At 61.5% G+C, this 13797-nt stretch carries 10 protein-coding genes; 1 reads left to right on the top strand and 9 read right to left on the bottom strand.

All coding sequences use genetic code 11. From position 1 onward, the window contains the following. The 4 genes from Q5H33_RS03700 to alr form a co-directional block, all read right to left on the bottom strand. Window positions 1-1031 (bottom strand): SLC13 family permease (locus tag Q5H33_RS03700; RefSeq protein ID WP_302423113.1); only part of this gene is annotated, 1031 nt, incomplete at its 3' end. 295 nt (window positions 1032-1326) lie between these two features. Further along, on the bottom strand, window positions 1327-3405 hold the full coding sequence (dnaG, locus tag Q5H33_RS03705) for a DNA primase (protein ID WP_193350684.1): 2079 nt from the start codon (window positions 3403-3405) through the stop codon (window positions 1327-1329). A 234-nt stretch (window positions 3406-3639) separates the two neighbouring features. Then, window positions 3640-4899: a deoxyguanosinetriphosphate triphosphohydrolase gene (locus Q5H33_RS03710; RefSeq protein WP_033499215.1), complete on the bottom strand. Its 1260-nt coding sequence runs from the start codon at window positions 4897-4899 to the stop codon at window positions 3640-3642. Between the two features lie 50 nt (window positions 4900-4949). Then, window positions 4950-6308 carry an alanine racemase gene (alr, locus tag Q5H33_RS03715; protein WP_302423115.1) on the bottom strand — a complete coding sequence of 453 codons (1359 nt, stop codon included), beginning with the start codon at window positions 6306-6308 and terminating at the stop codon, window positions 4950-4952. Window positions 6309-6542: 234 nt separating this feature from the next. On the opposite strand from alr, the gene Q5H33_RS03720 reads away from it, so the two are divergent. Beyond that, on the top strand, window positions 6543-7970 hold the full coding sequence (locus Q5H33_RS03720; RefSeq protein WP_003808495.1) for an amino acid permease: 1428 nt from the start codon (window positions 6543-6545) through the stop codon (window positions 7968-7970). Between the two features lie 80 nt (window positions 7971-8050). Here the strand turns inward: Q5H33_RS03720 and Q5H33_RS03725 are convergent, their stop codons facing one another. The 5 genes from Q5H33_RS03725 to Q5H33_RS03745 all read right to left on the bottom strand — a co-directional run bounded on the left by Q5H33_RS03725 (window position 8051) and on the right by Q5H33_RS03745 (window position 13600). Further along, the gene (locus Q5H33_RS03725) at window positions 8051-8536 is read right to left on the bottom strand and encodes a GNAT family N-acetyltransferase (protein ID WP_229043385.1); all 486 of its coding nucleotides are present in this window, start codon (window positions 8534-8536) and stop codon (window positions 8051-8053) included. Between the two features lie 128 nt (window positions 8537-8664). Then, complete coding sequence (locus Q5H33_RS03730) at window positions 8665-9150, bottom strand: S-ribosylhomocysteine lyase (RefSeq protein WP_003808491.1); 486 nt, start codon at window positions 9148-9150, stop codon at window positions 8665-8667. 94 nt (window positions 9151-9244) lie between these two features. Next, window positions 9245-11200: a DNA helicase RecQ gene (recQ, locus tag Q5H33_RS03735; protein WP_035010467.1), complete on the bottom strand. Its 1956-nt coding sequence runs from the start codon at window positions 11198-11200 to the stop codon at window positions 9245-9247. Window positions 11201-11305: 105 nt separating this feature from the next. Next, complete coding sequence (locus Q5H33_RS03740; RefSeq protein ID WP_302423122.1) at window positions 11306-12487, bottom strand: cystathionine gamma-synthase; 1182 nt, start codon at window positions 12485-12487, stop codon at window positions 11306-11308. Window positions 12488-12589: 102 nt separating this feature from the next. Beyond that, window positions 12590-13600: a pyridoxal-phosphate dependent enzyme gene (locus Q5H33_RS03745; RefSeq protein ID WP_021913663.1), complete on the bottom strand. Its 1011-nt coding sequence runs from the start codon at window positions 13598-13600 to the stop codon at window positions 12590-12592. Between the last annotated feature and the right edge of the window lie 197 nt (window positions 13601-13797).

Raw genomic sequence — 13797 nt, forward strand, 5'->3', positions numbered from 1 at the left:
AGGTTGGTGCCGATGATCAGTTCACGCCACTGGTCGCAGAAGCCGGACAGCAGCAGCGTGGTCGGCACGTTGGAGATGAACTGGCTGGACACCACGGCCACTTCCAGCGGATGCGCGCCCACCAGCGAGGCGGCCAGCTCGTAGAATTCCGGCACGCGTTTCATGTTGCCGATGAAGATGAAGAACATGCAGAACGTGAGCGGCAGTCCCCAATCGACGTTGCGGAACACGCGGCGGTCGCATAGCAGGAACGCCACGAACACGATGACGCACATCAACCACAGCGGAATGAAATCGCTCACCGCCAGCAAGCAGACGACGAACAACGCCGTGTATACGATCGTACGCCAGCCGCCATAACCGGCACCGTAGCCGGTCACGCGAATCTCGTCAGGCTGCGGCCGGTCGGAATGCGGGGCGAGTACGTTCTGTTCGATGTCGGAACCATCGATCGCGGAAAATTCGGAAACCGATTTGCTGCCGAAAATCACGCAGGTGATGATTATCAGCAGAACGGCTGCGGTAGCGGAATACGGGGCCATGATGCCGATCATCTCGGACGTCGGCATGCCCGTCAACGCTTTCAGATACAGGTTGTGCGCGTTGCCGATCGGGGTGAGCATGCTGCCCACGTTCGCGCCGATGGTCATCAGCGTGCCGACAAGCACCGCATGCTCTTCCATGTGCGCCATCGTCAACACCGCGATTGCGAACGGCACGAAGGTGACCAACGCCACATCATTGGTGATGAGCATGCCGGAGAAAAACGGCAATGCGATCAACGTGAGCACCAGGCCACGCGCGGTTTTGACGTGATGCAGCAGGCGCGAGCCGATGATGCGGAACACGCCGATGCGCTGGAAGCCGCACACCACAAGCATCAGGCAGATCAGCTGTGAGATGGTGCTGGCGTGGATGTAGCCGGCGTATTCCTTGTCTGGCGGCACGATGAAGCACGATATGAGTGCGAGTATGGAAGCGACTACGAGAATGGTCTCGTTCTTCAGGACCTTGACGACCAATCGCCGCATGCATTCCTCCGTCAATCCCGTTTGCAACCGCCTTGCACACCTTGCAAAACCCAAGCGATTTTCATGCAAACGCCTAGACCACTTTACCCAAAAATGCGACTAGCACGAACCCTCGGCGTGCTGCTTTTCCGACCATTCCAACGATTTTCATCCACTATTGCTTACTGCCGCATGCTTTTGCAAACCGGCAAAAGCGAAAATAAGACCCGCAAATCTTCACAAATTAACCCCGCGTGCGCCAAGATTTTGTCTAAAAATCATCTTCCGTTCGCCTTCGATTCACCATATGGGCGTGTCACGCAACGTTGTTGCCGAAAACACGCGACTGCAGGTCCTTGCGCAGCGTTTCCAGTTTGGTGATCTGTCCGAGCAGTTCGATTTTCTCTGCACCGTCCGGCAGTTGCGCCATGCGGCGCTGGGCCGCGCCGATTTTGCGCATGATGCCGGTATCAAGCAGTCTGACGATCAGTTCGGACGCGTACCGCCGCTCCTCCTGCGTCGGCTTGCGCAATTGCGCCGATTGTTCCTGCGACTCGCCTGCATTGCGGTTCGTGTCCGCTTCGCTCGGCGGCAATGGCAGCGGCATGACGGCCAGCTCGTTGATGACCGAGTCGAGCATCGGACCGCCCGCCTTCGTCAGATTGTGCATCCACAGTCCCTGCGGCACGTCTTCCCCTGGAAGCCCGCCCGCCGCGGCGACCGCTTGGAACAGCGTGCGGAACACCGGCGTCATGAAACTCGACAAGGTCAGGCTGGCGAACATCGTCGGATCGACTGCCAACGGCACCTGGATCAGCGTGGCCATGAACTGCTGTTCGCAGATGAACACGGCGTCGTCGATGCGATAGTAGCTTTGCTCGGCCGCGTCGCGATGCTCCAACGCCTTGCGTGCGGCGGGATTCGCATACGGATTCGCGCCACGTTCCGCATATGCTGGTTCAGCCGACGGCCCCGCATTGTTTTGGAATCGACGTTTCGGCGCGTACGCGTCCTCGTCACGCACGTTCAGTTTGCGACGCTGGTACGCCACTTCGCGTTGCATGATGTCCAGATCGACGCCGATGCGACGCACCGCCTTGCGTGAGTACAGGTCGAGCAGCGAACGGTCTCGGATTTGCGCGATCAGCGGGGCGACCGCCTTGACCGCGCCCATCTGACCTGTCGCGTACGTGGTGTCGAAACGGTCGATTGCCGAATCGATCACGAAATCGTACAGCGGCCGTGCATTGGCGATCAGCGCACGCACCGCCTCGTTGCCGCGTTTGATGCGCAGATCGCACGGGTCGAGGTTGTCTTCGGCGACCGCGACGAACGCCTGCGTCGAAAACGCGGCGTCCAAACCGAACGCGTGGATCGCGGCCTTCTGCCCAGCCGCATCGCCGTCGAATGTGAACACGACACGCGAGCTCAACGCCTGCCCCTCCACCTTCAGGGGGCCAACCAGCTGCACCGCGCCCAACGAATCGTCCGCGATCAATCGGCGAATGATCTTCGCATGCTCGGCGCCGAATGCGGTGCCGCACGTGGCGACCGCCGTGTCGATGCCGGCCAGATGCATGGCCATCACATCGGTATAGCCTTCGACGATCACCGCCTGGCGTTTCTTCACAATCGCCGATTTGGCAAGGTCGATGCCGTACAGCACCTGTGTTTTGCGGTACAGCTGCGTGTCGGGCGTGTTGATGTATTTCGCGTTGATCGTGTCATCCTCGTACAGCTTGCGCGCGCCGAAGCCAAGCGTACGACCGGTCGAATCACGAATCGGCCATGTCACGCGGCCACGGAAATAGTCGTATACGCCATGCTGGCCCTGACGGGCGAGTCCCGCGTCGAGCATCTCCTGCTGGGTGAAGCCTTTGCCGGCAAGGTGCCGCACCAGGTTATCCCATCCTTGGGGGGCATATCCGCAGCCGAACCGCTGGCAGTCGGCCTGGCTGAAATTGCGGCCGTCCAACAGCTTGCGCGCGGCGAGCGCCTCCTTGGTCATCAGCTGGGAGACGAAGTATTCCTGCGCCGCCTCGTTGGCTTCGAGCAGGCGTGCGCGTTTCGAACCGGTGTGCGCGGGCACGTTGTCGGCTTTGTCGTAATGCAGTTCGATATGGTATTTGTCGGCGAGCAGCTCCACCGCGTCACGGAAATCGATGTTCTCCTGATGTTCGACGTAGCCGAACACGTCGCCGCCGAGACCGCAGCCGAAGCAATGCCACACGCCGAGCGCGGGACGTACGGAGAAGCTCGGCGTCTTCTCGTCGTGGAAGGGGCACAGGCCTACGTATGTGCCGGTTCCCGAGGGTTTGAGCGTGACGGTCGCGGATACGATGTCATACAGGTCGGCGGTGGCGCGGACCTTTTCTATGTCTTCCTTCTTGATCATTCCCGGCATACGGTCCAGCCTACCAGCGATGCCATAGGTTATGGCTACGCGGCGTATGCAACGCGCGACACACTCAACTTTGCCTTAGGCACACAGCCAGCCGCTCCACGCCATGTATGTCATCCGACACACTCAAGGCCGTTCGGCCAAGCCTACGGTCGGACAACATACATGGCGCTACGCGGCACTTATGAATCTCATTGACTCGCCACACAGGAAACGGGGGTATACGCGTCAGCAGAGAAGGGAGTGGAGAGTCAGGGCGGACGTGTCGGTCAGGCTCGCCACCTGGTCGATGGCCACGCGCAGGCGTTCGTCGTCGCCGCCGGCCTCACGCCAATCGTCGAGGAACACATTCTCCAATGCGCTTGACGGTTTGGGATTGTCCGCCATGAACACGTCGACCAGGTCTTTGACGATTCGCTGTTCTTCGCCGTGCATCGGCTCACGTTCGCCGGGCTCCATGACGAAATGCACGGCGATGCCTTTCAAAACCACGATTTCGTAGCTGGTTTCCTCGGGAATCACCAAATCGCCGTTGTATCGCGTCAAAGGCTCGTTGCCGTACGTATCTCTTGTGGCATGTTCCACGGAACCGGCGAACCGACCGATCAGATCGCTGGTCATGTTCTTCAATGCGGCGAGCGCGCGGCGCGAACCGTCGAAATAGCCGGGAAACGTGTCGCGCCGGTGCATTCGTGCGAACGCGTCCACCAGTTTGTCGGCGTCCCATTGCGGACCATACCAGGCGCGCGCGTCCTCGACGACCGCGTCGATCACTCCGTTTTCGTGCAGTTCGCCCGGATTGAACGCGCCGGTGGCGATGGCGTCCTCCACGTCATGCACGCTGTAGGCGATGTCATCGGACAGGTCCATCACCTGGCATTCGACGGGACGGCGGGTGGTGTCGGGCGCGTGTTGTTTGAGCCAGGCGAACACGTCCGTATCATCCGGATAGACGCAGAATTTCGCACTGCGCTCCCCTTTCGGATGCGCGGCGGCTTCGGCAAGCGTCCACGGGTATTTGACGGCCGCATCGAGCGCGGCACGCGTCAGATTCACGCCTGCGGAACGTCCGTCGGGAAACAGTATTTTCGGTTCGAGGCGCGTCAATAATCGCAAGGTTTGCGCATTGCCTTCGAAACCACCGATATTGCCGGCGATTTCGGCAAGCGCACGTTCCCCATTATGGCCGAACGGCGGGTGGCCGAGGTCGTGCGCAAGGCAGGCGCAGTCGACCACGTCGGGATCGCAACCGAGCGAAGTGCCGATCTGTCGACCGATTTGCGCGACCTCCAACGTGTGTGTAAGCCGTGTACGTGCGAAATCGTCCGTGCCGGCCACCAGAATCTGCGTTTTCGCGCCGAGCCTGCGCAATGCGGACGAGTGGATGAGTCGGGCGCGGTCGCGTTGGAAGGCGGTGCGGGAGCTGGATTTGGGTGGTTCCGGAGCCCAACGCTCCTCGTCGAACGCGCTGTATCCTTCGCTCGTCATGATGCACCGCCTTCCTATGGGTGCGGCGGCTGCCGCCGCTTTTTACGGGATTACAGGATGCTTGCCGGGTCGAGCTTGGCGAGGTCCTCGACGGACAATACGTCCGTGACATGCTCGTACAGGCGCGGAATGCGGTTGCGCAGGCAGGTGAAGATCTCGTAGCTGATGGTGTCGGCGGCACGACCCCAATCGTCCGCGGTCGGTTCGGCGTAATCCTCGCCACGGCCCGGACCGAACAGTTCCACATTGTCGCCTTCGTGGATGCCGAGTTCGGCGGCGGAACCGTGCAGGTCGAGGATGAACTGGTCCATGCACACGCGGCCGGACACGTGGTACAGGCGTGGGCCTTCCGCGGTCATCACGCGCACCGGACCACCGGGCTTGGTCACGTGCTTGGCGCCTTCCATGTCGAATCCGGAGGCGGAGCGGTGGATGCCGTCCGCATAGCCGAGCGGCACGATCGCGGTGGAGGTGTCGGACGGGGTCAGATACGTACGGCCGTAGGAGATGCCATGGCCGGCTTCCACGTCCTTGACGGTGCCGAGCTGCGCCTGCAGGGTCATGGCGGGCTTCAGGCTATACGTGGACGGCGTGCCCATGGCCGGATCGGCTTCGTAACCGTACAGGCCGATGCCCGGACGGGTCAGTTCGAAGTGGATTTCCGGACGGGACAGCGTCGCCGCGGTGTTGGCGAGGTGGCGGATTTCCGGCGGAATGCCGGCCGCCTCCATACGACGGGTGAAGTCCTTGAACGTTTCGACCTGCATGTCGGTGGAGGCAACGAATTCCGGAACGTCCGGTGCGTCGGCGACCGCCAGATGGCTCCACTGGCCGACGATGTGCAGCACGCCTTCCTTGGCGAGCGGCACCAGTTTGGCGAGCGCCGCGTCGAAACCGGCGGGCGTGAAGCCGTTACGGCCGAAGCCGGAATCGACCTTCACATGCACGCGCGCCGTCTTGCCAAGCCTGCGTGCGGCCGCGGCGACACCGTCGATGCCGGCGAGCGAGCCGACGGAAATGTCGATGTCGTTGTCGATCAGCTCGTCGAACGGCACTTCGGCGCCGCTGTAGACCCATGTCAGAATATGGCAGCGATCGGGGCCGATGCCCGCCTTGCGCAACAACAGCGCTTCATGCGATTGCGCGGTGCCGAGCCACGTGGCGCCGCCTGCGAGCGCGGCAAGCGCGGCGGGGATCAGGCCGTGTCCGTACGCGTCGGCTTTGACGATGCCCATGACGGCGGTGCCGGAATGCGGTCCGCCGACGACACTCACCAGATGGCGCATGTTGTCGCGCAGTGCGGCGAGGTCGACGATGGCCTGCGCCGGATACCGCCGCTGGGCGGCCTTGTAGTTCGCTTTGCCTTGTTCGGAGGAGAAATCCCATTCACGTGTTGCGCTCAAAGTCATGGCTCCCATTGTCGCGCCGCTATGTGACAGGTATGGAACATCAGGGACATATGGTGAGACGATTCACGATGTTTTCACGATTTTGTCCGGCAGTGTTTTTTACACTTTCCATACACAAGGCTGTTGCGCATATCGCCGCGGCCTTTCTGATTTCTGGCGTTAAGGCGTGCCAGAGTCCCGGAAATCCGTCCGGTCCAGCCCATTTTTGAAACAATCACAGGGAATCTGACGACCATGGATCTATTTCGCAAGAAGTCGGTGGACCAACTTGTCTCCGAATCGACTCCGCTGAAGCGAACACTGAAAACCTTCGACCTGACCATGCTGGGCATCGGCGCCATCATCGGCACCGGCATCTTCGTGCTCACCGGCAAGGGCGCGCTCACCGCGGGACCGGCATTGTGCGTGTCCTTCCTGCTCGCCGCCGTCTGCTGCGGTTTTGCGGGCCTGTGCTATGCGGAGTTCGCCGCGATGGCACCGGTTTCCGGCTCCGCCTATTCGTACGCGTATCTGGCGTTCGGCGAGTTGATCGCCTTCGTGATCGGTTGGGATTTGATTTTGGAATACGCGTTGCAGGCGGCGACCGTGTCCGCCGGCTGGTCGGGCTATTTCAACAAGCTGTTGGAAGGCTTCGGCCTGCATCTGCCGGTCGAACTGACCGCCGCGTACGGCACCACGCCGGGAGTCACCACGTATTTCAATCTGCCGGGCTTCGTGATCGTGCTTATCATCACGTGGGTGCTGTCCATCGGCATCAACCAGACGAAGAAGACCAACGACATCATGGTGATGATCAAGCTGGCCATCATCGTGCTGTTCATCGTGTGCACCGTCTGGTACATCAATCCCGCCAACTGGAAACCGTTCTCCCCGTATGGCATCTACACGTTCCAGCCGGGTTCGACGCAGCCGTACGGCATCGTGCCGGCCGCGTCGATCGTGTTCTTCAGCTTCATCGGCTTCGACGCCGTCTCCTCCTCCGCCGAGGAGACCATCAATCCGAACAAGACGCTGCCGCGCGGCATCCTGATCTCGCTGGCCGTGTCCACCGTGCTGTACATCATCATGACGCTCATCATGACCGGCGTGGTGCCGTACAAGGAGTTCGCGAAGTTCATCGACGCTCCGGTGGCGGGCGTGATTCTCGAGACCGGCCTCAACTGGCTGGCGTTCATCGTGAACCTCGGCGCGTTGATCGGCATGACCACCGTCATGCTGGTGCAGCTGTACGGCCAGTCCCGCATCTGCTATGCGATGAGCCGCGACGGACTGTTCCCGAAGTTCTTCGGCGAAGTGCATCCGAAGTACCGCACACCGTTCAAGGGCACGTGGTTCTTCGGCATTCTGACGGCCATCGCCGGCGGTTTCATCAACATCAACGTGCTGTTCGAGCTGGTGAACATCGGCACGCTGTCCGCGTTCATCATCGTGTCGGCCGGCATCCTGTGGATGCGCAAGACCCAGCCGGACGCGCATCGTGGCTTCCGTGCGCCGGGCGTGCCGTTCACGCCAATCTGCGCCATCATCTTCTGCCTGATTCTGATCTTCGGTTTGAATTGGGAGACGTGGGTGCGTTTCGCCGTGTGGTTCGCGCTTGGACTGGTCGTGTATTTCACGTACAGCCGCAAGCATTCTCAGCTTAACGAGCCGGGACTGTTCTAATCATCCCTTCATATGGAAAAGGACGTCTCCCGCAGTTTTACGGGAGACGTCCTTTTTTCTACGTTTCTATGTATGCGCAATCACCATTCGTGACGCTGGTAGGCGATACGCGTGGTATCGGTGGGGCGGTCAAGCAGTTGGATCAGGCCGCAGCGGGCGAATCCGTTCGATTCGAGCACGTGCTGCATGGCCTTGTTGTTCGGATGCGTGTCGGCGCGCACGTTGCCGTAATGTTCGATGCACCAGTTGATGCAGTCCTTGGCCGCGCCTTTGACGATTCCCGACGAGGCGATGCGGTGGATGGTCACATACGAGTCGCCGTCCAGCCAGGCGCCGTCGATATGCGCGTAGGTGGGATCCTCGCCCGTGCACAGGGCGAACTGGGCGAGCACACGCTCCTTGCCGTCAGCCTCGTCCACCAGCAGCATGGTGCGCTGCTGGCGAATGTCGTCAAGGATCACTTCCTCACGTGGGAACGTGTTTCCCCATTGCGTGGGATTCCCGTTGGCCGCCATAAGCTCACGCGCATGCTGGTAGATTTTCAGCATGACAGGCAGATCATCCATGGTGGCACGACGGAACCGACGTTCGGAAGTGGTTTCGCTCAACCCTTTCACCTCAATTCGACTGTGTACCTCTCTCAAGCATTCCAGTCGTCCAAACTACCACGCCCACCGCACAGGCATGGTAACGCTCACACAAGGCGGCGTTCGAACGGGTCGGAGCTGATGCCCTTGGCGAGGATGTCCTTGCACCATTCCTTGGCGGTGAACAGGCTGTGGTCGCGGTAGTTGCCGCAGCTTTCGATGGTGGTTGCCGGCACGTCGTCCCATGTGGCCTCGTAGGCGATGAATTCCAACGATTCCTTCAATGCGCGAGCCACATCCTCGGTGGAATGCTCGCCCCACGTCAGCAGGTGGAAGCCTGTGCGGCATCCGAACGGCGAGCAGTCGATGTAACCGGGGATGCGTTCGCGCAGCAGCACCGCGATGGTGTGTTCGATGGTGTGCAGTCCGCCGGTCGGAATGGCGTTCTCGTTCGGCTGCACCAATCGCAGGTCGTAGTTCGAGATCACGTCGCCGTGGGGGCCGGTTTCCGTATCGATGTAGCGCACATACGGCGCCTTTACTTTGGTGTGGTCCAACTGGAAGCTTTCCACCACCGGCTTGTCTTCCGCCATGTTCTGTCCTTTCGTTGTTGTGTTCACATTCCACTATTCACGGTTCGCGGGCTCAACGTCAACCGTCGTGCCATGCGTGTCGGTTATGGCCGGTTCAAGCCTCGTCGCCGGAATCCTCCCGAATCGCGGCCATGAACCGTTCGCCGTACTGTTTGAGCTTGCTTTCCCCCACACCGTTGACGGCAAGGAACTGGTCGTCAGTGATCGGCTTGACCCGTACCATGTCACGCAACGTCTTGTCGGAGAACACGATGTACGGCGGTTTGCCGAGTTCGCGCGCGATGTCCAGTCGCAGTGCACGCAGCTTCTGGAATAGCGCCTCGTCGCCGTCATCCGGCACGTACGATCCGACAGCGGGAGTGGACACGTCGGGCGTTCGACGCGCACGGGCGTCAGCACGTTTGATCTTCTTGATGTCGTAATGGAATTCGGGTGCGACCGTTTCCGCCGCACGGGGTCCGAAGCCGACGATCGGCAGGCGTCCTTCCGCGATCGTCAGGAAGCCGTCGGTGGCCATCTGGCTCAGCACGTCGCGGATGCGCGCTTCCGGCACTTCGTCGAGCATGCCGAACGACGGCAGGCTTTCGGGGTTGAGATAGCTTAGATCCTGTGCCTTCGAGCCGCGCAGCACCTTGACGATTTTGCCGCTGCCGACATGCTGGTTCACATCGTGCACGCAACGGCTGATGGCTCGGGCGATGTCGGTGACGTCGATGGTTTCGAATGTGTGCTCGCAGTTGGCGCAACCGCCCACGCATTTGCCGTCCGTTTTCGCCGCCGCGCCCGCGGTTTCGCCGAAATACCGGGTCATGTACGCGTGCAGGCAGTCCGTGGTACGGCAGTAGCCGACCATCGCGTCGAGCAGCCGGCGTTTCGACGCGCGTACGGCCTCCTGCTCTTCGGGAGTCAATCGTTCGTTTTCGTAATCCGAATCGAGCAGCCGGCGGCGGGTGACGATGTCCGATTCGTTCCACAACAGCGTGCAGCGGCTTGGTTCGCCGTCTCGTCCGGCGCGACCCGCCTCCTGGTAGTACGCTTCGATGGATTCGGGCATGTTGTGGTGGATGACGAACCGCACGTTGGATTTGTCGATGCCCATGCCGAACGCGTTGGTGGCCACGACCACGGGCACACGGTCGGTGACGAAATCGCGTTGCGCCTTCTCTCGTGCGTCGGCGCTCATACCGCCATGGTAGGCGACGGCGATGGTGCCGATATCCGACACATCCGCACCCCCTGCGGCACGCAATTCGGCGACGGCGCTGTTAAGCGATTCGGCGAGCGCTTCCGTTTCCTTGCGCGTGGCGCAGTAGACGATGCCGGATTCGTCCGGATGGCTGGCGATGTAGGACGCCACCCAGGATGCTTTGTCTTTGCGTGGCATGCTGATGACGTCGAAATACAGGTTCGGCCGGTCGAAACCGGTGACGGTGATGGACGGTGTGTGCAGGCCCAGAATCGAAACGATGTCGCGGCGCACGCGTTCGGTGGCGGTGGCGGTGAACGCGGCGACCGTTGGACGTGTGGGCAGTCCGGCGATGAATTCGCCGATGCCAAGATATGAGGAACGGAAGTCCTGCCCCCATTGGGAGACGCAGTGCGCTTCGTCGACGGCGACGAGCGAGATCGGCACACGGACGGCGAAGTTGCGGAATCGTTCGGTTTCCAAACGTTCCGGCGCCACGTACAGCAGTTTGATCTGGCCGGAGAGCGCCTGCGCGAAGACGAGATCCTGTTCGTCCGGCGTCTGAGTGGTGTTGATGAACGCGGCCGGAAGGCCCACGTCGTTCAGGGCGTCGACCTGGTCGCGCATGAGTGAGATCAGCGGCGAGATGACGATGGCGACGCCCGGCAGGATCGCTGCGGGAATCTGATAGCAGATGGATTTGCCGGCGCCGGTGGGCATGACGCCAAGCACGTCGTGTCCGGTGAGGATGGCCGAGACGATGCCGGATTGTCCAGGACGGAACGAATCGTAGCCGAAATAGCGGTTCAGCGCCTCCAATGCGCGGGGGTCTACGGAATCGGCGGAATCAACAGCTTGCGTCATGGTTTCCAAGTGTAGCAATGCCGTGCGTTGACCGCGGAGAGCGAAACGGCCGGCGCGGGTCTTGCCCATGCCGGCCGTTTCATGCTTCTATCGGAAATAGGGAATTCAGATCTGGCGGAACGCCTGCTCCAGGTCGGCGATCAGATCGTCCGCGTCCTCAAGGCCGACGGACAGGCGGATCAGGTTGGCGGGCACTTCGAGCGTGGTGCCGGCCACGGAGGCGTGGGTCATGGCGCCCGGATGCTCGATCAGGGATTCCACGCCGCCCAGGGATTCGGCCAGGGTGAACACTTCGGCGGCTCCGGCGAACTTCTTGGCCGCTTCGAAACCGGCGGCGATCTGGATGGAGATCATGCCGCCGAAACCGCCGTGCATCTGGCGTGCCGCGATGTCGTGGCCCGGGTGGGATTCGAGCCCCGGATACCATACGCGTTCCACTTCGGGGCGGGTCTCCAGCCACTGGGCCACCTTCATGGCGTTGCGGCTGTGCTGCTTGACGCGCAGGTCGAGGGTTTTGAGGCCTCGGATGTCCAGCCAGGAGTCGAACGGGGACGGAACCGCGCCGGCCGCGTTCTGCAGGAAGGCCACCGCGTCGCGTGTTTCCTTGTCGTTCAGGACCACCGCGCCGCCGACCACGTCAGAGTGGCCGCCGATGTACTTGGTGGTGGAGTAGACGACCACGTCGGCGCCGTCTGCGAGCGGATGCTGCAATACCGGGGATGCGAAGGTGTTGTCCACGACCACTTTGGTGCCGTGCGCGTGCGCCACGGCCGCGGTGGCGGCGATGTCGGTGATGTTGAGCAGCGGGTTGGACGGGGTTTCCACCCAGATGTACGCGTACTGCTTCTTGGCGAGCGCGGCTGAGACGGCGGCCGTGTCGGTGATGTCCACCACGTCGAGGCCGATGCCCCACGGCACGAACACCTTGGACAGCAGACGGTAGGTGCCGCCGTACACGTCGTTGCCGAGCAGGATGTTGTCGCCGGGCTTCAGGGTGGAGCGCAGCAGCACGTCGATGGCGGCAAGTCCGGAGGAGAAGCTTAACGCGTATTTCGCGCCTTCCACGGCGGCGAGCTGCTCGTCGAAGCTGTTGCGGGTCGGGTTGATGGAACGGCTGTAGTCGTAGCCGTTGCGCAGGCCGCCGACACCATCCTGCTTGAAGGTGGAGGTCATGTAGATGGGGGTGACCACGGCTCCGGTGGTCGGGTCGGGTTCCTGACCTGCGTGGATGGCGCGGGTGGCGAGAGCGGTGGCGTTGAGGGCTTCGGTGTTGGTCGAGATGGTCATGATGGGAACTCCTTGGAAGTATCGGATGGTTTGGGTTGTTCGGATGATTGGCATTGGTTTCAAAGGTGCGATCGGGCTGCCGGACAGTCGTTTGACGGTCTTTTACAGGTACTGTTCGGCGAGGCTGGGCTTGGTGGTGCGTTCCACGACGTCGGCGAATCCGTTGGCGCGCATCCAGTCGTCGTTGAAGATCTTCTCCATGTAGCTGCGGCCGGAATCGGGCATCAGCACCACGACGAGCTGGTTTTCGTCGAGGTCGTGCTCGCGGGCGTATTTCAGCGCGGAGAACACGGCCATGCCGGATGAGCCGCCGACGAGCAGTCCTTCCTCGTTGGCAAGGCGTCGGGTCATTTCGAAGGCTTCCGCGTCGGTGACCTGCACGATCTCGTCGGGAAGGCTCCGATCAAAGGCCTTCGGATAGAAGTCCTCGCCGACGCCTTCGATCTGGTATTGGTGCACATCGTTCGGGTCGGAGTAGATGGAGCCTTCCGGATCGGCGCCGATGACCTGCACCGCGCCGTTGGACACGTCCTTCAGATAGTGTCCGGTGCCGGAGATGGTGCCGCCGGTGCCGATGCCCGCCACGAAATGCGTGACCTTGTGGTCGGTGGCCTCCCAGATTTCCGGACCAGTGGTGTGATAGTGGCTTTCGGGACCGTTCGGATTGTCGTACTGGTTGGGACGGTAGCCGCCGGGAATCGCCTTGGCGAGACGGTCCGCCACCTGGTAGTAGGAGCGCGGGTCGTCCGGGCCGGCGTCGGTGGGAGTCACGACCACTTCGGCGCCATAGGCGCGCAATACCGCACGCTTGGCTTCGGACACCTTGTCCGGCAGGGTGAAGATCGCACGGTATCCGCGCTGCAAAGCCACGAGCGCGAGTCCGACACCGGTGTTGCCGGAGGTCGGTTCCACGATCACGCCGCCGGGCTTCAGTTCGCCGCTACGTTCGGCCGCGTCGATGATGCGTTCGGCGATGCGGTCCTTGGACGAGCCGCCCGGGTTCAGGTATTCGACCTTCACCGCGATGGTGGCTTTGATGCCGTCGGTCACGTGGTTGAGTTTGACGAGCGGGGTGTTGCCGATGAGTTCGGACAGGGAATTGTGGATGGTCATGACGTTTCCTTTGCGCGGTGCGGTTCGTGGGCTTTTCGAATGGTTTTGGTTTCGTATGTTCGAGAAGCTCGCGTCCGTCGCGTGCAGTTGTTGAAACGGGACCTGTTGCGATGCTGCCTTGCTCATTCGCGTGCGTCGCGTGCGCCAACCTCGGCTGATGCGCTGTTTCGAATGATCGTTTGGCGATTCGCATACGG

The sequence above is a fragment of the uncultured Bifidobacterium sp. genome (assembly GCF_959020145.1).
GTDB lineage: Bacteria > Actinomycetota > Actinomycetes > Actinomycetales > Bifidobacteriaceae > Bifidobacterium.

Excerpts from the sequence above, each read along its gene's own strand:
- dnaG (WP_193350684.1), bottom strand. The coding sequence starts at position 3,405 with ATGATCAAGAAGGAAGACATAGAAAAGGTCCGCGCCACCGCCGACCTG.
- Q5H33_RS03710 (WP_033499215.1), bottom strand. The coding sequence starts at position 4,899 with ATGACGAGCGAAGGATACAGCGCGTTCGACGAGGAGCGTTGGGCTCCG.
- alr (WP_302423115.1), bottom strand. The coding sequence starts at position 6,308 with ATGACTTTGAGCGCAACACGTGAATGGGATTTCTCCTCCGAACAAGGC.
- Q5H33_RS03720 (WP_003808495.1), top strand. The coding sequence starts at position 6,543 with ATGGATCTATTTCGCAAGAAGTCGGTGGACCAACTTGTCTCCGAATCG.
- Q5H33_RS03725 (WP_229043385.1), bottom strand. The coding sequence starts at position 8,536 with ATGGATGATCTGCCTGTCATGCTGAAAATCTACCAGCATGCGCGTGAG.
- Q5H33_RS03730 (WP_003808491.1), bottom strand. The coding sequence starts at position 9,150 with ATGGCGGAAGACAAGCCGGTGGTGGAAAGCTTCCAGTTGGACCACACC.
- recQ (WP_035010467.1), bottom strand. The coding sequence starts at position 11,200 with ATGACGCAAGCTGTTGATTCCGCCGATTCCGTAGACCCCCGCGCATTG.
- Q5H33_RS03740 (WP_302423122.1), bottom strand. The coding sequence starts at position 12,487 with ATGACCATCTCGACCAACACCGAAGCCCTCAACGCCACCGCTCTCGCC.
- Q5H33_RS03745 (WP_021913663.1), bottom strand. The coding sequence starts at position 13,600 with ATGACCATCCACAATTCCCTGTCCGAACTCATCGGCAACACCCCGCTC.